Annotated in this window: 16 protein-coding genes; 9 read left to right on the plus strand and 7 right to left on the minus strand. The window is 68.0% G+C overall.

Annotation, left to right across the window (positions count from 1 at the left end; translation table 11 throughout):
- Positions 1 to 20 precede the first annotated feature (20 nt).
- The 4 genes from QQM72_RS14895 to QQM72_RS14910 form a co-directional block, all read right to left on the minus strand.
- Positions 21 to 1,058 carry an ABC transporter ATP-binding protein gene (locus QQM72_RS14895; RefSeq protein WP_314221343.1) on the minus strand — a complete coding sequence of 346 codons (1,038 nt, stop codon included), beginning with the start codon at positions 1,056 to 1,058 and terminating at the stop codon, positions 21 to 23.
- Between the two features lie 48 nt (positions 1,059 to 1,106).
- Entirely contained in the window at positions 1,107 to 2,087 is a 981-nt protein-coding gene (locus QQM72_RS14900) for an ABC transporter permease (protein WP_057603253.1), read from the minus strand.
- Between the two features lie 101 nt (positions 2,088 to 2,188).
- Positions 2,189 to 3,991: an ABC transporter substrate-binding protein gene (locus tag QQM72_RS14905; protein WP_449657428.1), complete on the minus strand. Its 1,803-nt coding sequence runs from the start codon at positions 3,989 to 3,991 to the stop codon at positions 2,189 to 2,191.
- A gap of 37 nt (positions 3,992 to 4,028) precedes the next feature.
- The gene (locus tag QQM72_RS14910) at positions 4,029 to 5,057 is read right to left on the minus strand and encodes an ABC transporter permease (protein ID WP_314221344.1); all 1,029 of its coding nucleotides are present in this window, start codon (positions 5,055 to 5,057) and stop codon (positions 4,029 to 4,031) included.
- A 554-nt stretch (positions 5,058 to 5,611) separates the two neighbouring features.
- Between QQM72_RS14910 and QQM72_RS14915 the strand changes: the two genes are divergently transcribed.
- Genes QQM72_RS14915 through QQM72_RS14935 form a run of 5 tightly spaced genes read left to right on the plus strand, consistent with a single transcriptional unit; the run spans position 5,612 to position 11,353 of the window.
- The gene (locus QQM72_RS14915; RefSeq protein WP_314221345.1) at positions 5,612 to 7,243 is read left to right on the plus strand and encodes a peptide ABC transporter substrate-binding protein; all 1,632 of its coding nucleotides are present in this window, start codon (positions 5,612 to 5,614) and stop codon (positions 7,241 to 7,243) included.
- A gap of 6 nt (positions 7,244 to 7,249) precedes the next feature.
- Positions 7,250 to 8,173, plus strand: coding sequence for an ABC transporter permease (locus QQM72_RS14920; protein ID WP_314221346.1), 924 nt, complete (start codon positions 7,250 to 7,252; stop codon positions 8,171 to 8,173).
- Positions 8,166 to 9,176 carry an ABC transporter permease gene (locus QQM72_RS14925; RefSeq protein WP_314221347.1) on the plus strand — a complete coding sequence of 337 codons (1,011 nt, stop codon included), beginning with the start codon at positions 8,166 to 8,168 and terminating at the stop codon, positions 9,174 to 9,176. Before QQM72_RS14920 ends, QQM72_RS14925 begins: the two co-directional genes overlap by 8 nt.
- Positions 9,177 to 9,183: 7 nt before the next feature.
- A complete protein-coding gene (locus QQM72_RS14930; RefSeq protein ID WP_314221348.1) occupies positions 9,184 to 10,185 on the plus strand; it encodes an ABC transporter ATP-binding protein in 1,002 nt (333 codons plus the stop codon).
- Positions 10,178 to 11,353, plus strand: a complete 1,176-nt coding sequence (locus tag QQM72_RS14935; protein WP_314221349.1) for an ABC transporter ATP-binding protein — start codon at positions 10,178 to 10,180, stop codon at positions 11,351 to 11,353. Before QQM72_RS14930 ends, QQM72_RS14935 begins: the two co-directional genes overlap by 8 nt.
- A 156-nt stretch (positions 11,354 to 11,509) precedes the next feature.
- Here the strand turns inward: QQM72_RS14935 and QQM72_RS14940 are convergent, their stop codons facing one another.
- On the minus strand, positions 11,510 to 13,627 hold the full coding sequence (locus tag QQM72_RS14940; RefSeq protein WP_314221350.1) for a S9 family peptidase: 2,118 nt from the start codon (positions 13,625 to 13,627) through the stop codon (positions 11,510 to 11,512).
- 180 nt (positions 13,628 to 13,807) lie between these two features.
- On the opposite strand from QQM72_RS14940, the gene QQM72_RS14945 reads away from it, so the two are divergent.
- The gene (locus QQM72_RS14945) at positions 13,808 to 14,002 is read left to right on the plus strand and encodes a hypothetical protein (protein ID WP_314221351.1); all 195 of its coding nucleotides are present in this window, start codon (positions 13,808 to 13,810) and stop codon (positions 14,000 to 14,002) included.
- A gap of 94 nt (positions 14,003 to 14,096) precedes the next feature.
- On the opposite strand, the gene QQM72_RS14950 is transcribed toward QQM72_RS14945, so the two are convergent.
- Positions 14,097 to 14,306 carry a DUF397 domain-containing protein gene (locus QQM72_RS14950; protein WP_314221352.1) on the minus strand — a complete coding sequence of 70 codons (210 nt, stop codon included), beginning with the start codon at positions 14,304 to 14,306 and terminating at the stop codon, positions 14,097 to 14,099.
- Complete coding sequence (locus tag QQM72_RS14955; protein ID WP_314221353.1) at positions 14,303 to 15,181, minus strand: helix-turn-helix domain-containing protein; 879 nt, start codon at positions 15,179 to 15,181, stop codon at positions 14,303 to 14,305. The genes QQM72_RS14950 and QQM72_RS14955 overlap by 4 nt, the downstream gene beginning before the upstream one ends.
- Positions 15,182 to 15,293: 112 nt before the next feature.
- On the opposite strand from QQM72_RS14955, the gene QQM72_RS14960 reads away from it, so the two are divergent.
- The 3 genes from QQM72_RS14960 to QQM72_RS14970 all read left to right on the plus strand — a co-directional run bounded on the left by QQM72_RS14960 (position 15,294) and on the right by QQM72_RS14970 (position 17,880).
- The gene (locus QQM72_RS14960) at positions 15,294 to 15,764 is read left to right on the plus strand and encodes an ATP-binding protein (protein WP_314221405.1); all 471 of its coding nucleotides are present in this window, start codon (positions 15,294 to 15,296) and stop codon (positions 15,762 to 15,764) included.
- Between the two features lie 337 nt (positions 15,765 to 16,101).
- Positions 16,102 to 16,977, plus strand: a complete 876-nt coding sequence (locus tag QQM72_RS14965) for a helix-turn-helix domain-containing protein (RefSeq protein WP_314221354.1) — start codon at positions 16,102 to 16,104, stop codon at positions 16,975 to 16,977.
- Between the two features lie 24 nt (positions 16,978 to 17,001).
- Entirely contained in the window at positions 17,002 to 17,880 is an 879-nt protein-coding gene (locus QQM72_RS14970) for a hypothetical protein (protein ID WP_314221355.1), read from the plus strand.
- Positions 17,881 to 17,926: the final 46 nt, after the last annotated feature.

Consider the following 17,926-nt stretch of genomic DNA (forward strand, 5'->3'; position numbering starts at 1 on the left):
GAAATCCCGTCTCTTGTACGTCAGTTCGCGGCGCTGCCGGCGAGGTCCGTGAAGAACTCGGCGCGCTGGTCGGCGGTCAGGTGGCAGGCGGAACCCCGGCCGTTCGTGACCTCCAGCGGCGGCTGCTCCTTGGAGCACAGGCCCCCTTCGACCTTCTCGGCGAAGGTGCACCGGGGGTGGAAGCGGCAGCCCGTGGGCGGGTTCAGCAGCGAGGGCGGCGAACCGGGGATCGGGTTGAGCGGGATGTCCACCGGGTGTTCCAGGTTCGGCATCGAGCTCAGCAGGCCCAGCGTGTAGGGGTGCTGCGGGCTTTGCAGCACCTCCCTCTTGGTACCTCGCTCCACGCACCGGCCGCCGTACATCACCAGGACGTCGTCGGCGATGTCGGCGATGACGCCCAGGTCGTGCGTGATGAAGACGATCGAGGTGCCGAACTCCTGCTGGAGGTCCTTGAGCAGGTCCATGATCTGCGCCTGCACGGTCACGTCGAGAGCCGTGGTCGGCTCGTCGGCGATCAGCAGCTCCGGGTCGCACACCAGCGCCATGGCGATCATCGCGCGCTGGCGCATACCGCCGGAGAACTGGTGCGGGTAGTCGTCCACCCGGACCTCCGGCTGGGGGATGCCCACCCGCCTCAGCATCTCGATGGCCCGGGTACGCGACTGGCTCTTGGAGGCGCCGGTGTGCTTGCGGTACGTCTCACCGATCTGCTTGCCGATCGTGTGGTACGGCGACAGCGAGGCCAGCGCGTCCTGGAAGATCATCGACATCTTGTTGCCGCGCAGCCGCTCCAGCTGCTTCTCGGTGGCGGTCAGCAGCTCCTTGCCGTCCAGCAGGATCTCGCCCTCGATCGCCGTGCGGTCGCGGTCGTGCAGACCCAGGATCGCCAGGTTGGTGACCGACTTGCCTGAGCCCGACTCGCCCACGATGCCGAGCGTCTTGCCCTTCAACAGGTCGAAGGAGAGCCCGTCGACGGCCTTGACGATGCCGTCCTCGGTGGAGAAATGGACTTTCAGGTCCCTGACGGACAGGAAGGGCTGCTGATCGGTGCTCGTCACGGGGACGCTCCTGGGGGGTGATGCGAGAGGTAGGGGGTTTGGCGGAGGTCAGGCGAGCCGGATCCGCGGGTCGATGAGAGCGTAGACGGCATCGACGATGATGTTGAAGAACACGATCGCACCGGCCGCCAGGAGGGTCACGCCGAGCAGCATCGGCAGGTCGCTCTGGTCAACGGACTTCACCGCGAGCCGGCCGATGCCCGGGAGGCTGAAGGTCTGCTCGGTGATGATGGCGCCGCCGATCAGCGTGCCGAGGTCGATGCCGAACACCGTGACGATGGGTCCCATGGCGCCGCGCCAGGCGAACCGGAAGAACACGTTCGACCGGGACAGGCCCTTGGCGCGGGCGGTACGGACGTAGTCCTCGCTCAGCTGCTCCACGAGCTGCGAGCGGGTCATACGGGTGTAGTTGGCGGTGAAGATGATCGCCAGGACCAGCCAGGGCAGCAGCAGTCCGGAGAACCAGGCGACCGGGTCGTCGCTGAAGGGCGTCCACGACGGCTGGTCGAGCCATCCCAGCTGCGCGACGAAGTAGTACATCGCGATGTAGCCGACGAAGTAGATCTGCAGCGACGAGCCGAGCAGCGACGCCGAGCTGGCGAACTTGTCCAGGAACCGGCCCTGCTTGAGGGCGGCGAGCATGCCCGCGCCGACGCCGAGGACCAGGAAGACGACGGCCGCGCCGAAGGCGAGCGAGAGGGTCGTCGGCAGGCGGTCCATGATCGTGTCGAAGACCGGCACGTTGTTGGCGAAGGAGTAGCCGAAGCAGGGCGCGTCGCAGTACCCGTAACCGGCGTAGTCGCGACCGGCGAAGACGCCCTTCAGCCAGTACCAGTACTGCACCGGGATGGAGTGGTCGATGCCCAGGTTCTTCCGGATCTGCGCGAGGTTCTCAGGCGTGCAGTTCTTGCCGCAGGACATCATGGCGGGGTCACGCGGCACGGCGTAGAAGAGCCAGAAGGTGATGGCGCTGATGATCAACAGAATGACCAGCGCGCCGATGACTCGGCGGACAAGGAAGCGGAGCATGAGGCGTGACTTTCCGGACGGGGCGCCGTCGCCGCGGTAAGGAGAGGGGGGTGGACCGCAGGGGGTGGCCGCGGTGACGGCCACCCCCAGGGGGCGTGCGCTTACTTCTTGGCGTAGAGCTTGGAGAGCGCGACGCAGGTGTTGGCGCTGTCCCAGATGACGTTGCCGACCTTGGAGCCGTACAGGTAGTTACGGATCTTGTGGTAGTCCGGGACGACCGCGGCCAGCTCCATGATCATCTTGTCGATGTTGCCCCAGGCCTTGTTGGCCTCCTTCGGGTCCGCGATCTGAGAAGCCGCGTCGATGGCCTTGTTGACGCTCGGGTCGTTCAGCTGGGCGTAGTTGCTGCGGCCGTCGCCGATGTTCTTGCCGCTCCAGCAGGGGTAGAACTGCGAGTAACCGCCCGGCCAGTCCGGGCTCCAGCCGGCAGCGAACAGGTCGAAGTCGTTGTCGATCTTGCCGATCTGGGTGTAGAAGGTCGACTTGTCGACCTGCTTGTTGACGACCTCGAAGCCGGCCGCCTCCAGCGCCTGCTTGATGGCGACGGCGGTCTTCACCGCGGTGTCCGACTGCTGGTAGGCGATGACCAGCTTCTGGCCGACCTTGCCGGCCTCCTTCAGCAGGGCCTTGGCCTTCGCCGGGTCGCCGCCCGGCTTCTTGTCCACGCCGTACAGGTCGAACTTGGTGTAGCCGGGCGTCACCGGGGCGAAGATCGTGGTGGCGATCTCCTGGCTGTAGGCACCGCCGCCGATGGTCTGGAGCTGCTGGTGCGGCCAGGCGTGGTTGATGGCCTGGCGGACCTTGAGGTCCGTGATCCGGGTCATGTTGATCGGCCAGTAGTAGGTGACCGTGTCGACCGCGGTGAGGACGCGCTTCTTCAGCTCGGCGTTGGTGAGGACCTGGGCGATGCGCTCGGGCGCGACCTCGTTGAAGATCGGCACCGCGTACTGGTCGGTGCCCTTGTCCGCGATCCAGCGGTCGGTCGAGGCGACCAGCTCGTAGCCCATCTGGAACAGGTACTTGTCCGGGTAGGCGTTGCGGATCGCGTCCGTCTTCGGGTCCCAGTGCTCGTTGCGCACGTAGGTCATCGACTTGCCGATGTTGCGGCTCTCGACCTTGTACGGGCCGCAGGAGATCGGCTGCTTGTCGTACTTCTCCTTGGTGTCGTGCTTCTTCGGCACCAGGGAGTAAGCACGCATCGCGAGCGTGAAGTTGAAGTCGGCGCGGGCTTCCTTGAGACGGAAGGTGATGGTCTTGCCGTCGACCTCGATGGAGTCCAGGCTCTTGCCCTCGTACGGGCCCTTGTACTTGTCGCCGCCGACCAGGAAGTCCTGGACGTAGCGCGGACCCTCGGTGACGAAGGTGGCGAAGAGGCGCTCGAAGGTGTGGCGGAGGTCGTCCGAGGAGACCTCGGCGCCGTCCTCCCACTTCAGACCGTCCTTCAGCGTGAAGGTCCAGGTCTTGCCGCCGTCCTTCATGGTGCCGGCGTCGGTCGCGGCGTCGCCGACCAGGGTGGCGTTGCCCTTGGCGTCCAGCTTGTAGCCGGTCAGACCGCGCATGATCGGCACGGTGATGGCGCCCTCGGTGGAGACGTAGATCTGCGCCGGGTCCATGTGGTCCATGTCGAACTGCTGGAGCGAGTAGATCGTCCCGCCCTTGACCGCGCCCGTCACCTCGGGGGCCGGACCGGTGGAGTCGGCCTTGGTGCCGACCGGGATCTCGACGGTCTTGGCCCCGGTGACCTTGGGGGCCTTGTCCTGCGAGGAGCCCCCCTCGTCGCCGCTGCTGCAGGCGCTCAGCACCGACGTCGACGCCGCGGCAACGCCGGTGGCGATGAGGAAGTTTCTGCGCGAGAAGGACATGCTGCCTGCCTTGAAGTGGGAGTGATGAGAGAGATCCGGCACCCCGGCGTCCTTGCCGTGGTCCTGAAGAGGTCCGGAGCTAGCGCTTGGACTTGGGGTCGAGTGCGTCACGCACCGAATCGCCGAGCAGGTTGAACGCGAGGACGAAGATCACCATGGACAGGCCCGGGAAGAGCATGAAGGTGAGGTCCTCGGTGTAGAAACTTGCACCCCGCGCGATCATGACGCCCCAGTCCGGGGTCGGGTCGATCATGCCGACTCCGAGGAAGGCGAGACCCGCCTCAGCGGTGACGTACGCCGGGAGCATCAGCGTGGTCTGGATGATGATCGGCGTCCACAGGTTGGGCAGCAGCTCCTTGAAGACGATACGCCCCGGTGATGCACCCGTGACCTTCGCGGCCTCGACGAACTCCCGTTCCCGCAGGCCCAGTACCTGGCCGCGCAGCAGTCGGGCGATGGACGCCCAGCCGAAGGCGGAGAGGACGATGATCAGAGCTGTGGCCCGCAGCCAGGTCGGGATCTCCTCGTCGGGAGCGACGAAGAGCCCGAACACGACCGGCATGAAGGCGATGAAGAACAGCGTGGACGGGAACGACAGCAGGATGTCGATGACCCGGCCGACGAGATAGTCCGTCTTGCCGCCGAGGTAGCCCGCGGTGGTGCCGATGACCACACCGAGGACCACGGTGAGCACGGTGGCGGCGAGCGCGATGCCCAGCGAGTTGCGGATCGCGTAGAGCAGGAAGGTGAAGACGTCGCGCCCCAGCTGGGGTTCGATGCCGAACCAGAACTCCGAGCTCATGCCGCCGTTCGGGCCTGACGGATAGGCGAAGGGGTTCAGCAGCTCGGGTCGCTGGCTGGCGTACGTGGTGTATGGGTCCTTGCCGTACAGCTTGGCTATCAACGGAGCGGCGACGGCGACCACGAAGAAGAAGCCCACGATGCACGCGGACATGACGCCCGTGCGGTCCCGCTTGAAGCGGTTCCACGCCAGCCGTCCGGGAGAGCGGCCTTCGCTGCCCTTGTGGGTGGAGGGCGCGGGCGACTTCTCGACGCTCTCGTCGGTCACCTCGAGCGGGGCAGCCGCTGATGGAGTTGGGGGGGTCATGGTGCTCCTGGCCCACGGGAGGGTCTGATGACTCCGCAGGGCACTCCCTACGGGCTACGCCGGACTTTTTCAACGCAATTCGTTCACGGTCAATAAATTCTGGCCTCCCTTGGTTTTCTCTTTACTTTCTTTGCCTGGACTTGACCATATCGTAGCTACGCGTGTAGCGCGCCGTGATCGTTCCGTGTCTGAATTCGGGCCAACTACGCTAAACGGGCAAGGGGTTCGATATTCGGACGCCGGGGTGTCGGAATGCGTACATCTCAGGGTCACAATCCAACGGTTCGGCATCGGATGGTGAAGATCCGTTGCGTGCTACACCGAAGATCCATTGCGACCTGCGAAGAAGATCCTTTTCGACCCCCCGCCAGGATCCTGCTGCCGGCCTCCCGTGTACTTCTGCCGTCCCCCGAATAGCCCTCCGATGGCCTCCCGTTGGGCGCGGCCCCTGTGCGTAATGCACCTTTTCAGTTGATATTTGCTGGTAATGGATCAGTGCTTCGGTGCTGACGGCACAGCGCTCAGGTAAAAGCGCGGTCAATGAGGAGGCATCCATGCGTGGAGCCACGCACGCCAAGTGGGCCGCATGCGCGGCGGCGGCAGCACTCGCGGCGACGGCGTGCGGGGGCGGGGGGAGCGACGGCGGCGGCGGTGACGGCGGCGCGGTGCTCAGCTCCTCCTGGGGAGATCCGCAGAACCCGCTGGAGCCCGCCAACACCAACGAGGTGCAGGGCGGCAAGGTCCTCGACATGATCTTCCGCAGCCTGAAGAAGTACAACCCGGAGACCGGCGCGGCCGAGGACATGCTGGCCGAGAAGATCGAGACCACGGACTCCCAGAACTTCACGATCACCGTCAAGGACGGCTGGACGTTCAGCAATGGCGAGAAAGTGACGTCGAAATCCTTCGTCACCGCGTGGAACTACGCGGCGAGTCTGAAGAACAACCAGAAGAACGCCTACTTCTTCGAGTACATCGACGGCTACACCGCGGCCCACCCCGCCAGTGGCTCACAGACCACGGACGTCCTCTCCGGGCTCAAGGTCGTCAACGACAGGACCTTCACCGTCAAGCTCAAGCAGAAGTTCTCCACCTTCCCCGACACCCTGGGTTACCCCGCCTACGCCCCGTTGCCGCAGGCCTTCTTCACCGACCACGCGAACTGGGTGAAGAAACCGATCGGAAACGGGCCGTACACGATCGACTCCTACACCAAGGGCTCCCAGATGGCCCTGAAGAAGTGGGACGGCTACCCCGGTGACGACAAGGCGGAGAACGGCGGCGTGACCCTGAAGGTCTACACCGACAACAACACCGCCTACACCGACCTGCTGGCCGGCAACCTCGACCTGGTCGACGACGTGCCCGCGGCCCAGCTCAAGAACGTCAAGAACGACCTCGGCGACCGCTACCTGAACACCCCCGCCGGCATCATCCAGACCCTGGCCTTCCCCTTCTACGACAAGAAGTGGAACACCACCGGCTCGGACAAGGTGCGTACCGGCCTCTCTCGCGCGATCAACCGCAAGCAGATCACCGAGACGATCTTCCAGAACACCCGCACCCCCGCCTCCGACTGGACCTCCCCGGTGCTCGGCGAGGAGGGCGGCTTCAAGGAAGGCCTGTGCGGGGACGCCTGCGAGTACGACCCCGCCGCCGCGAAGAAGCTCATCCAGGAGGGCGGCGGCCTGCCCGGCGGCCAGGTCAAGATCACATACAACGCGGACACCGGATCGCACAAACAGTGGGTCGACGCGGTCTGCAACTCGATCAACAACGCCCTCGACAACGACAAGGCCTGCGTCGGCAACCCGGTCGGCACGTTCGCGGACTTCCGCACCCAGATCGGCGACCGGAAGATGACCGGACCCTTCCGGGCGGGGTGGCAGATGGACTACCCCCTCATCCAGAACTTCCTCCAGCCGCTCTACTACACGAACGCCTCCTCCAACGACGGCAAGTGGTCCAACAAGGACTTCGACAAGCTCGTCGACCAGGCCAACGCCGAGACCGACACCGCCAAGGCCGTGCAGATCTTCCAGCAGGCCGAGGAGGTCGTCCGCGACAACATGGCCGCCATCCCGCTCTGGTACCAGAACGGCAGCGCCGGCTACGCGGAGCGCCTCTCGAACGTCAAGCTCAACCCGTTCTCGGTCCCGGTCTACAACGAGATCAAGGTCAGCTGACCCGCCATGGGCCGGTACGTGATCCGGCGTCTGCTCCAGATGATCCCGGTGTTCATCGGTGCCACGCTGCTGATCTTCCTGATGGTGAACGTGATGGGCGACCCCATCGCGGGCCTGTGCGGTGACCGGGAGTGCGACCCGGCCACCGCCGCCCAGCTGGAGAAGGAGTTCGGTCTCGACAAGCCGGTCTGGCAGCAGTACCTGACCTACATGGGGAACGTCTTCACCGGAGACTTCGGTACGGCGTTCAACGGCCAGCCGGTCACCGAGCTGATGGCGACGGCCTTCCCGGTCACCATCCGGCTGACGATCGTCGCGATCGTCTTCGAGATCGTCATCGGCATCACCCTCGGCGTGGTGACGGGTCTGCGCCGCGGCCGGCCCGTCGACACCGGGGTCCTGCTCCTCACCCTCGTCGTGATCTCCGTCCCCACCTTCGTCACCGGCCTGCTGCTCCAGCTGCTGCTCGGCGTCGAATGGGGCTGGATCAAACCGTCGGTCTCCTCGGAGGCCACCTTCGGCGAGCTGATCGTGCCGGGCCTGGTGCTCGCCTCCGTCTCCCTGGCGTACGTCACCCGGCTGACCCGCACCTCCATCGCGGAGAACAAGCGGTCCGACTACGTCCGCACGGCCGTCGCCAAGGGGCTGCCGCGCCGCCGGGTCGTCACCCGGCACCTGCTGCGCAACTCCCTCATCCCGGTGATCACCTTCATCGGCACCGACATCGGCGCCCTGATGGGCGGCGCGATCGTCACCGAGCGCATCTTCAACATCCACGGCGTCGGCTTCCAGCTCTACCAGGGGATCCTCCGCCAGAACACCCAGACCGTCGTCGGCTTCGTGACCGTCCTCGTCCTGGTCTTCCTGCTGGCCAACCTGCTCGTCGACCTGCTGTACGCCGTACTCGACCCGAGGATCCGCTATGCCTGAGCCGATGCCGCCGGAGCACCTGCCGGGCGCGGGCCGCACCCCGGAGGACGGAGCCATCGCGGACACCGGCATGGGCGGCACGATGGACCTGGCCACCGCGGAGGGGGAGACCCTCGAGAAGACACCCGGCGGGCCGCAGGGCACCGGGCCGTCCGAGAAGGCCCGTTCCCTCTGGTCCGACGCCTGGCGGGACCTGCGCCGCAACCCGGTCTTCATCATCTCCGGCCTGGTGATCCTCTTCCTGGTCTTCATCTCCCTGTGGCCCGGTTCCATCACCTGGCTGAGCCCCCTCAAGTGCGACCTCGCCAAGGCCCAGGAGGGTTCCCAGCCCGGCCACCCGTTCGGCTTCGACGGCCAGGGCTGCGACGTCTACACACGCGTCGTCTACGGCGCCCGGACGTCCGTCACGGTCGGCGTGCTGGCCACCCTCGGCGTCGCCCTGCTCGGCAGCGTGCTGGGCGGTCTGGCCGGGTTCTTCGGCGGGGCGGGGGACTCGGTCCTGTCCCGGATCACCGACATCTTCTTCGCCATCCCGGTCGTCCTCGGCGGCCTGGTCCTCCTCTCCGTCGTGACCAGCAACACGGTCTGGCCGGTCATCGGGTTCATGGTGCTGCTCGGCTGGCCCCAGATCTCCCGGATCGCCCGCGGCTCGGTGATCACCGTCAAGCAGAACGACTTCGTCCAGGCGGCGCGGGCCCTGGGCGCCACCCACTCCCGGCTGCTGCTGCGGCACATCGCGCCGAACGCGGTCGCCCCGGTGATCGTCGTGGCGACCATCGCGCTCGGCACGTTCATCTCGCTGGAGGCGACCCTGTCCTACCTCGGCGTCGGACTGAAACCGCCGACCGTCTCCTGGGGCATCGACATCTCCGCCGCCTCGCCCTACATCCGCAACGCCCCGCACGCCCTGCTGTGGCCCTCGGGCGCCCTGGCCCTCACTGTCCTGGCGTTCATCATGCTCGGCGACGCGGTGCGCGACGCCCTCGACCCGAAGCTGAGGTGACGGCCGGATGCTGCTCGAAGTACGCGACCTGCACGTGGAGTTCCGCACCCGGGACGGGATCGCGAAGGCCGTCAACGGCGTCAGCTACGGCGTGGACGCGGGCGAGACCCTCGCCGTGCTCGGCGAGTCCGGCTCCGGCAAGTCCGTCACCGCCCAGGCGATCATGGGCATCCTCGACGTGCCGCCCGGCCGGATCACCGGCGGCGAGATCCTCTTCCGCGGCAAGGACCTGCTGCGCTTCAAGGAGGAGGAACGCCGCAAGGTCCGCGGCGCCGAGATGGCGATGATCTTCCAGGACGCCCTGTCGTCCCTGAACCCCGTGCTGTCGGTGGGCGACCAGCTCGGCGAGATGTTCGTCGTGCACCGGGGGATGTCCCGGAAGGACGCGCGGAACAAGGCCGTGGAACTCATGGACCGCGTCCGCATCCCCGGCGCCCGGGAACGGGTCAGGGACTACCCGCACCAGTTCTCCGGCGGTATGCGCCAGCGCATCATGATCGCGATGGCGATGGCCCTGGAACCGGCGCTCATCATCGCCGACGAACCCACCACCGCCCTCGACGTCACCGTCCAGGCCCAGGTCATGGACCTGCTCGCGGAACTCCAGCGCGAGTACCACATGGGCCTGATCCTCATCACCCACGACCTGGGCGTGGTCGCGGACGTGGCCGACCGGATCGCGGTGATGTACGCGGGCCGGATCGTGGAGTCGGCCCCGGTCCACGACATCTACAAGGCCCCGGCCCACCCGTACACGCGAGGTCTGCTCGACTCGATCCCGCGGCTGGACCAGAAGGGCCAGGAGCTCTACGCCATCAAGGGCCTGCCGCCCAACCTCATGCACATCCCGCCTGGCTGCGCCTTCAACCCGCGCTGCCCGATGGCCCAGGACGTGTGCCGCACGGACGTACCCCCGCTGTACGAGGTCGACGCGGCCGACGGGTCCGACGGGTCCGACGCGGACCGCACGAGCGCGTGCCACTTCTGGAGGGAGTGCCTGCATGGCTAGTTCCGCATCGGCCGAGCCGATCCTCGAAGTGAGCGGACTGGTCAAGCACTATCCGCTCACCCAGGGCATCCTGTTCAAGAAGCAGGTCGGCGCCGTCAAGGCCGTCGACGGCGTCGACTTCACCCTCCACCGCGGCGAGACCCTGGGCATCGTCGGGGAGTCCGGCTGCGGCAAGTCCACGGTCGCCAAGATGCTGGTCAACCTGGAGAAGCCGACGGCGGGGGAGATCCGCTACAAGGGCGAGGACGTCACCGGCCTGTCGGGCAAGGCGCTGCGTGCCGTCCGGCGCAACATCCAGATGGTCTTCCAGGACCCGTACACCTCGCTCAACCCGCGCATGACCGTCGGCGACATCATCGGGGAGCCGTACGAGATCCACCCCGAGGTGGCGCCCAAGGGCGACCGGCGCAGGAAGGTCCAGGACCTGCTGGACGTCGTCGGGCTCAACCCCGAGTACATCAACCGCTACCCGCACCAGTTCTCCGGCGGCCAGCGGCAGCGGATCGGCATCGCGCGGGGGCTGGCCCTGCGCCCGGAGGTGATCGTGGCCGACGAGCCGGTGTCCGCGCTGGACGTGTCGGTCCAGGCGCAGGTGATCAACCTGCTGGACCGGCTCCAGAGCGAGTTCGACCTCTCCTACCTCTTCATCGCCCACGACCTCTCGATCGTCCGCCACATCTCGGACCGGGTGGGGGTGATGTACCTCGGCCGGATCGTGGAGATCGGCCGCGACGCGGAGATCTACGACCATCCGACGCATCCCTACACCCAGGCCCTGCTCTCCGCGGTGCCCGTTCCGGACCCGGAGGCGCGCGAGCACCGGGAGCGGATCATCCTGGCGGGCGACGTACCGTCCCCGACGAACATCCCCTCCGGCTGCCGCTTCCGCACCCGCTGCTGGAAGGCGCGGGAGCGGTGCGAGCTGGAGGTGCCGGTGCTGGCGGTCCCGGCGGAGTTCCGGCTCGCGGCCGGCCCGGCGGCACACGACTCGGCATGTCACTTCGCGGAGGAGAAGCGGGTGGTCCCACCGGAAGAGCCACCGAAGGGACCACCGCAGGGACCAGAGGAACCACCGAAGGGACCAGAGGAACCACCGAAGGGACCAGAGGAACCATCGGAGGAACCATCGAAGGAACCGCCGGATGATCACACCAACGGCGGTGTATAGCAGCACATTTGCTCAGCAACCGCGTTAACACACAGGCAACTTGACCGACCCGATTCCGATATACGGACGGGCCACTCTGAACAGCGTACGGCCGTGCGGGTGCCGTAAACGGGCCGGGAGCGCCATGTCTCCCGGCCCGTTGCCGTGCCTACGGCACTACGTCAGCCCCAGCGAACGCTTCAGGAAGTCCACCTGGAGCAGCAGCAGGTTCTCCGCGACCTGTTCCTGGGGGGTCATGTGGGTGACGCCCGACAGGGGGAGCACCTCGTGCGGGCGGCCGGCGGCCAGCAGGGCCGAGGAGAGCCGCAGGCTGTGGGCGACGACCACGTTGTCGTCGGCCAGCCCGTGGACGATCATCAGCGGGCGGTGGGGTTCGGCGGGCGAGGAGAGCCCCTCGTCGGTGACGAGCGAGCTCTTCGCGTACGCCTGCGGGGTGGTGGCGGGGTCGCCGAGGTAGCGCTCCGCGTAGTGGGTGTCGTAGAGCCGCCAGTCGGTCACCGGGGCGCCCGCGATGCCGGCGTGGAAGACGTCGGGGCGGCGCAGCACCGCGAGGGCCGCGAGCCAACCGCCGTAGGACCAGCCGCGGATCGCCACCCGGGAGAGGTCGAGGGGATGGCTCTTCGCCAGCTCCTGCAACGCCTCGACCTGGTCGTCGAGGCTGACCGTGAGGTCGTGGTGGATCGCCTTCTCCCAGCCGGGGGACCGGCCCGGGGTGCCCCGCCCGTCGGCGACGACCACCGCGAAACCCTGGTCGGCGAACCACTGCGAGGTCAGGTGCGCGTTGTGCGCGGCGAGCACCCGGGGCCCGTGCGGGCCGCCGTAGGGATCCATGAGGACGGGCAGGGGGGTGTCACCGGGGTAGTCCGTAGGCATAAGCACGGCGCACGGGATGCGCCGTGCGCCCCCCTCGGTGAGGAGTACGCGGGGGGACAGACCGGGATCTTCCGCATACGACCGGACAGTCGCCGCCGGCTTCCCGTCCCGCACTACCCGCGCCACGCCGCCCGGCCGGTCGAGCACCGACGACACCAGAACGGTCACGTTCCCCGAGCGCACCGCCGAGTGCACCCCGGGCTCCTGGGAGAGGCGCTCGACGCCGAGTTCGTTGACGCGGTAGACGTGCACCTCGCCGGTCTCCGGCGCGGCCGCGTCCGCCCCGGCCGAGGCGGCGACCAGCACGTCGTCGGACGTGACGTCGAGCACCGCGCGTACGTGCAACTGGGCCCCCGTCAGCGGACGTTCCCCGACCGCCAGGACCCGGGCGCCGCCCTCGTCGGCGATCCTGACCAACTGGCCCGACGGGCTCCAGCACGGCACGCCAGGGAAAAGATCGAGCCAAATCCGATCTTCGTCGGCGTGCACCATCCGGGTCGCCCCGGAGTCGGTGTCCACCGCCAGGAACAGCTGACTGCGCTGGTCGCGCGCCTGTACGAGCAGCAGCGGCGCCCCCGCCCCTGACCAGTGCACTCGCGCCAGATACGGATAGCGCGCCCGGTCCCAGACGACCTCGGTGCGCACCCCGTCGAGCCCGAACACGAACAGCCGCACCTCGGCGTTGGCCGTCCCGGCAGCCGGATAGGGCACGTGTTGTGGGTCACGTTTCGGCTGGGCCGGATCGGAGATCCACCACCGCTCCACCGGCGTGTCGTCCACCCGCGTGACCAGCAGCCGGTCCGACTCCGGAGACCACCAGAACCCCCGCGAACGGCCCATCTCCTCGGCCGCGATGAACTCGGCCAATCCATAGGAAACCGTGTCCGATTCCGGCTCCACCAGCGCCCGGTCGCCGTCGCCCTCGGCTCCCACCACCCGCAGGGCGCCCCCGACGACGTACGCGAGGAGCCGTCCGTCGGGGGACGGACGGGGGTCGATCACCGGCCCCGGGACCGCGAGTTCGGTCGCCGTGCCGGCCCGCAGCTCCGCCGTGAAAAGCCGCCCTGACAAGGCGAAAGACGCCAGCTCGACGGTCTCGTCGGTGGCGTAGCCGATGATCCCGGCGCCGCCCTCACGGCTGCGCTCGCGGCGGGCGCGCTCCTGGGGCGAGAGGTTCTCCGAGGTGCCGCCGAGGAGGGCGCGCGGGTCGGCTGCCGGGCGCTCGGTGCCGTCCGCCGGGTCGAGGACCCACAGCGCGCCCGCGCGGTCCGTGCCGGAGGCGGAGCGCAGGAACACGACCCGGGAGCCGTCGGGGGCCACCGTGAACGAACGCGGCGCGCCGAGGGTGAAACGCTGGGTGCGGGCGTGCCTGCGGGGGAAGGAGTCGGACTCGGTCGTCATCCTCCGACCATATTGGCCATGCGACCCCCTTGTGCGGCTGTGCGCCGCGAGATGCGCACCCACACATAGTTATGATCACTAGCGCTGTGTGGGTATGAACCTGCTGGCTGATGTATGGATTTACAAGTTCCCTGTTCTGCTTCTGCCCCCACGTCCCCGGGTCCTTGGAGGTGAACCGCCGTGGCACTCTCGATTTCGGCGGTGGTGCTGCTGGCGATCATCGTCTTCTTGCTGATCAAGAAGTCGGGCCTGAAGGGCGGTCACGCGGTCGTCTGCATGCTGCTCGGCTTCTATCTGGCCTCCTCGACGATCGCCCCCACGATCAGCGACCTGACGACGAGCGTGGCGAGCATGATCGGCAGCATCAAGTTCTGACGCGTGCCGGCACAGGGCTCCGGCGGGCGACCGACCGGAGCTTGCCACCGGCCGTCTTGTGCTGCGCCTGCCCCGCATTCGGATCCGTATGCCGTCAGCCCTCGGACGCGTACGGCACGAAGTCGGCCCAGGCTTCCGGCGAGAGCCGGAGGCGGGGGCCGGCGGTGTGCTTGGAGTCGCGGACGTGGATGGTGGCGGGGGTGATGGCGATCTCCACGCAGGACTCACCGTCGGGCCCGCTGCTGTGGCTGCTCTTGAACCACGCCGGTTCGGATAGGCCGCCGGCGGCGTGCTTGCGGATCATGTCTCTCCCAGCAGTTTCTCGATGAGGGTCAGCGACTCCCCTGGGCGGAGAGCCTGCGCCCGGATGGTGCCGTACCGCAGCTCAAGGATGCGGAGCTGCCTCAGGTCGGGCGTCGGACGGCCACTGAACGCCCCGTCGGAACGGCCTACTCCTGTGCCGTCCTCGAACTTCAGCAGCTCGATCCTGCCGCTGAGGCCAGGGTGGGCCCCACTGTCCATCGGCATCACCTGAAGCGTCACGTTGTTCAACCGCCCCACCTGTAGCAGGCGTTCGAACTGCTGTCGCCTCACCATTGTGCCCCCAACCTTGCGGCGCAGCGTCGACTCTTCCAGGAGGAAGCCCAGCGCGGGCGCAGGTGACCGCTCGAAGACGGATTGCCGTGCCATGCGAGCCGCAACCAGCCGTTCCACATCCTCCGGCGTATAGGCGGGCTGCCAAGATTCCAGCAAGGCGCGCGCATGCTCGGGAGTCTGCAACAGTCCATGAATGTTGTTGCACTCGTACACCCCGATCTCGACCGCCCTCGCTTCCATCGCCGCCAGATCCCGCACCTTCTTCGGATACCGGACCTTCTTCACGTCCTCCTTCATCGCCGAGAGCAGCCCGCCCGCCCTCAGCACCTTGTCGGCCTTGTCCAGGTACTCGGGGCGGGGGATCCGCTTGCCGCTCTCGATCTTGTAGACGAGGTCCTCGCCGTACCCGACCGCCAAGCCGAAGTCGGCCGCGCGCATCCCCACGGCCTCTCGCCGCAGCTTCAGCTGTCGCCCCACCGTCTCCACGACGGCGATGCCCCAGTCGTCGTCCGGGTCCACCTCCCAACCCGGCTCGTCCGCCTCCTCCTTGAGCTGGACCGGCTTGCCGTTCACCTGCGTCATTCCGCACCCCTCCGTCACCCGGACCGACAGTCCGGACACGACCGGACAACGCCCGGACAGTCACCGTACGCAACGGCTCCATCACTGTTCACGGTAAGCGGGAGTGGCCACTCTGAGTGACGTGATCCAGGAATCCGTCTCCGCCGGGACCCGACCCGGCCAGCACTTCCGCAACTTCAGCGTGCGGTTGTCCCCCACGCCTCGCGGAGCGCGCCTCGCCCGTCTGCTGACCGCCGAGCAACTGCGCTCCTGGGGAAAGCCGGTGGACCCGGCGGGCCAGATCGTCGCCGAACTCGCGGCGAACGCGGTGACCCACGGACGCGTGCCGGGCCGGGACTTCAGACTCACGCTCTACGTCATCGCGAACACGCTGCGGATCGAAGTGACCGACACGGCGGGGGACCGGCCGCCCCGTCCAGGGCGTCCGGGCCCGGACGCCGAATCCGAGTCCGGCCGTGGGCTGCTCCTGGTCGAGGCGCTCGCCGACCGGTGGGGCTGGGGCCCGGAGCTGCGCCCGCGCAAGACGGTGTGGGCCGAGGTCGTACTTCCGCCGGATGACGTTCGGAGCCGCCACGGCTCCTGACCGGCGGAAGCCCCCGACGGGGCGACGCGCGTCCGTCACCGGAACCCGGATTCTCAGGCTTCGGGGCAGGTGGCGCTCATTCCAAAGGACCACGACGGCGGCGAAAGAACCCGACCAAGCCCCACCCCTCCCGCCCGTCGAGCAAACTCACTCCCGCGAGTGAATATGCCCAACTCGGCTGGATTCGTGACGGGTTGCCTGCCTTACGCTCAGCGCAACGCATGACCCCGTCGCAGGACCCCCATCGCAACACCACAACCGCAGACATGCGACGGCCCCCGCCGGGACGGCAATCCCAGTGCGAGGGCCTGACCACCGAGGAAGACAGGACTTCCCGATGGACACCCAAAACCCTAGCGCGCCCCCGTGCGCCGAGTCCGGTAACGCGGGTAACGCGGGTAAAAATCACCCCCGCGCGGGCGGACTCACCCACGACAACGCCCGCCACACCACCCGATTCACGGTGATCGGCAACCACCTCGCCCAGCACCGGGAGCTGTCGCTCCTGGCGATCGGGCTGGGCGTGCACATCCAGTCGCTGCCGAAGGGCGCGCGCGTCGACATCAAGTCCCTCACCGCCCGCTTCCCCGAGGGCGCCACCCGTATCGCCGCCGCCCTGCGCGAACCGGAGTCCCACGGCTACCTGCGCCGCGAACGCTCCCGAATCCCGGGCGGCCGGATCGTCACCCGCACGGTCTCCTGCAACCAGCCCGGCCATCACCGCCGGACGGCCGCCGTCGCCGACCGCGCCCACGCCCCGGGGGCCTCCGCCCAGCCGAAGAAGCGCACACCGCGCAAGCCGCTGCCCGCCGTGCCGCGTCCGGCCTACCCCGCCCCCGCGCTTCTCCAGACGGCTACGGACCTCCTGGCCGGCCTGCGCCGTCACGACCCGCGCCTCCTCCTCTCCGCCTGCGACACGGCCCATCTCGCCCCCGGCGTCGCCGCCTGGCTGGAGCGGGACGTACCCCCCGACGCCGTCCGCCAGGCCCTCACCGCCGGCCTTCCGCCCGAAGGCCCTCGCCGACCCGCCGCCCTCCTGGCCCACCGGCTCACAGCGCTGCTGCCACCACCGCCACCGTTCCGTGCGCCCGCGGCCCCACCGCCTGCCCCGGAGCGGATGCGGAACTGCGACGGCTGTGACCGCGGCATCCGCTCACCCGAGCCGGGCACCCGCTGCCGCGACTGCCGGGAGCGGCCGGCGACGACCCTCTGAAGACCCCGCAGGCAAAGGAACCGCATGGTCAGCTCACCGCACGAAGCGATGCACCGTATTTTTCAGCACGACACCAAGCTCTTCAGCCGTGTCTCAAGAGCCCTCGGATGTGACCTCCCCGTCCCGGACAGCGTCACCATCCTGCCCACGGACCTCACCGAGACCAGCCCTGTCGAACGCCGGGTGGATACCCTCCTGCGTCTCGACAGCGCGGAACACGGCGCGTTCCTCCTCGCCATCGAGGCCCAGGGCAGGAAGGACCTCGCCAAGCCCGCGAGCTGGGCGTATCACACCGCGTTTCTGTGGACCAAGTACCGGCTGCCCACCGCACTCCTGGTCGTGGTCCAGGACCGTGCTACCGCCGCATGGGCCCAGCGCCCGGTGGCCAGCGGGCCTCCCCAGCTGCCCACCCTCACCATCAGGCCCCTCGTGGCAGGCCCCCACAACATGCCGGTGATCACCGACGCCGCCGAGGCCCATGAGGACCTCGTACTGGCCACGCTCGCCGCCATCACACACGCGGGCGATCCGGCCATTGGTGACATACTGAAAGCCCTGTCTGTCGCGCTGCAGAACGAGCACGAAGACATCGTCGACCCCATCATTGAACTCGTCGCACAGGGCCTGGGCAGCCGCCCGGCCAAGGAGCTCTGGAGGAACCTGGTGGCCGTGGATCTTTCCTTCTACAAGTCGGACCTCGCGGAGGAGCTCCGCGACGAGGGGAGTGTCAACACCTACGGCACGGCCATACTGACCGTCCTGGAACAGCGCGGCATCGATGTGCCTGCCGACGCGCGTCAGCGGATCACGGAGTGCGGAGACCTCGAGACGCTCCACGCGTGGCTCGTCCGCGCCGCCACCGCCACGTCTGCCGCAGAGATCTTCGCGGACGGAAAGGCCTGAGTGGCAGACGGCCGGGCGGGCGACCCGGGGCGGGCGGCGGCCTCGT

The organism is Streptomyces zaehneri (assembly GCF_032248645.1).
Taxonomy (GTDB): Bacteria; Actinomycetota; Actinomycetes; order Streptomycetales; family Streptomycetaceae; genus Streptomyces; species Streptomyces coriariae.

Excerpts from the sequence above, each read along its gene's own strand:
- QQM72_RS14950 (WP_314221352.1), bottom strand. The coding sequence starts at position 14,306 with ATGATCCGCAAGCACGCCGCCGGCGGCCTATCCGAACCGGCGTGGTTC.
- QQM72_RS14955 (WP_314221353.1), bottom strand. The coding sequence starts at position 15,181 with ATGACGCAGGTGAACGGCAAGCCGGTCCAGCTCAAGGAGGAGGCGGAC.
- QQM72_RS14940 (WP_314221350.1), bottom strand. The coding sequence starts at position 13,627 with ATGACGACCGAGTCCGACTCCTTCCCCCGCAGGCACGCCCGCACCCAG.
- QQM72_RS14920 (WP_314221346.1), top strand. The coding sequence starts at position 7,250 with ATGGGCCGGTACGTGATCCGGCGTCTGCTCCAGATGATCCCGGTGTTC.
- QQM72_RS14900 (WP_057603253.1), bottom strand. The coding sequence starts at position 2,087 with ATGCTCCGCTTCCTTGTCCGCCGAGTCATCGGCGCGCTGGTCATTCTG.
- QQM72_RS14925 (WP_314221347.1), top strand. The coding sequence starts at position 8,166 with ATGCCTGAGCCGATGCCGCCGGAGCACCTGCCGGGCGCGGGCCGCACC.
- QQM72_RS14930 (WP_314221348.1), top strand. The coding sequence starts at position 9,184 with ATGCTGCTCGAAGTACGCGACCTGCACGTGGAGTTCCGCACCCGGGAC.
- QQM72_RS14910 (WP_314221344.1), bottom strand. The coding sequence starts at position 5,057 with ATGACCCCCCCAACTCCATCAGCGGCTGCCCCGCTCGAGGTGACCGAC.
- QQM72_RS14970 (WP_314221355.1), top strand. The coding sequence starts at position 17,002 with ATGGTCAGCTCACCGCACGAAGCGATGCACCGTATTTTTCAGCACGAC.
- QQM72_RS14935 (WP_314221349.1), top strand. The coding sequence starts at position 10,178 with ATGGCTAGTTCCGCATCGGCCGAGCCGATCCTCGAAGTGAGCGGACTG.
- QQM72_RS14915 (WP_314221345.1), top strand. The coding sequence starts at position 5,612 with ATGCGTGGAGCCACGCACGCCAAGTGGGCCGCATGCGCGGCGGCGGCA.
- QQM72_RS14965 (WP_314221354.1), top strand. The coding sequence starts at position 16,102 with ATGGACACCCAAAACCCTAGCGCGCCCCCGTGCGCCGAGTCCGGTAAC.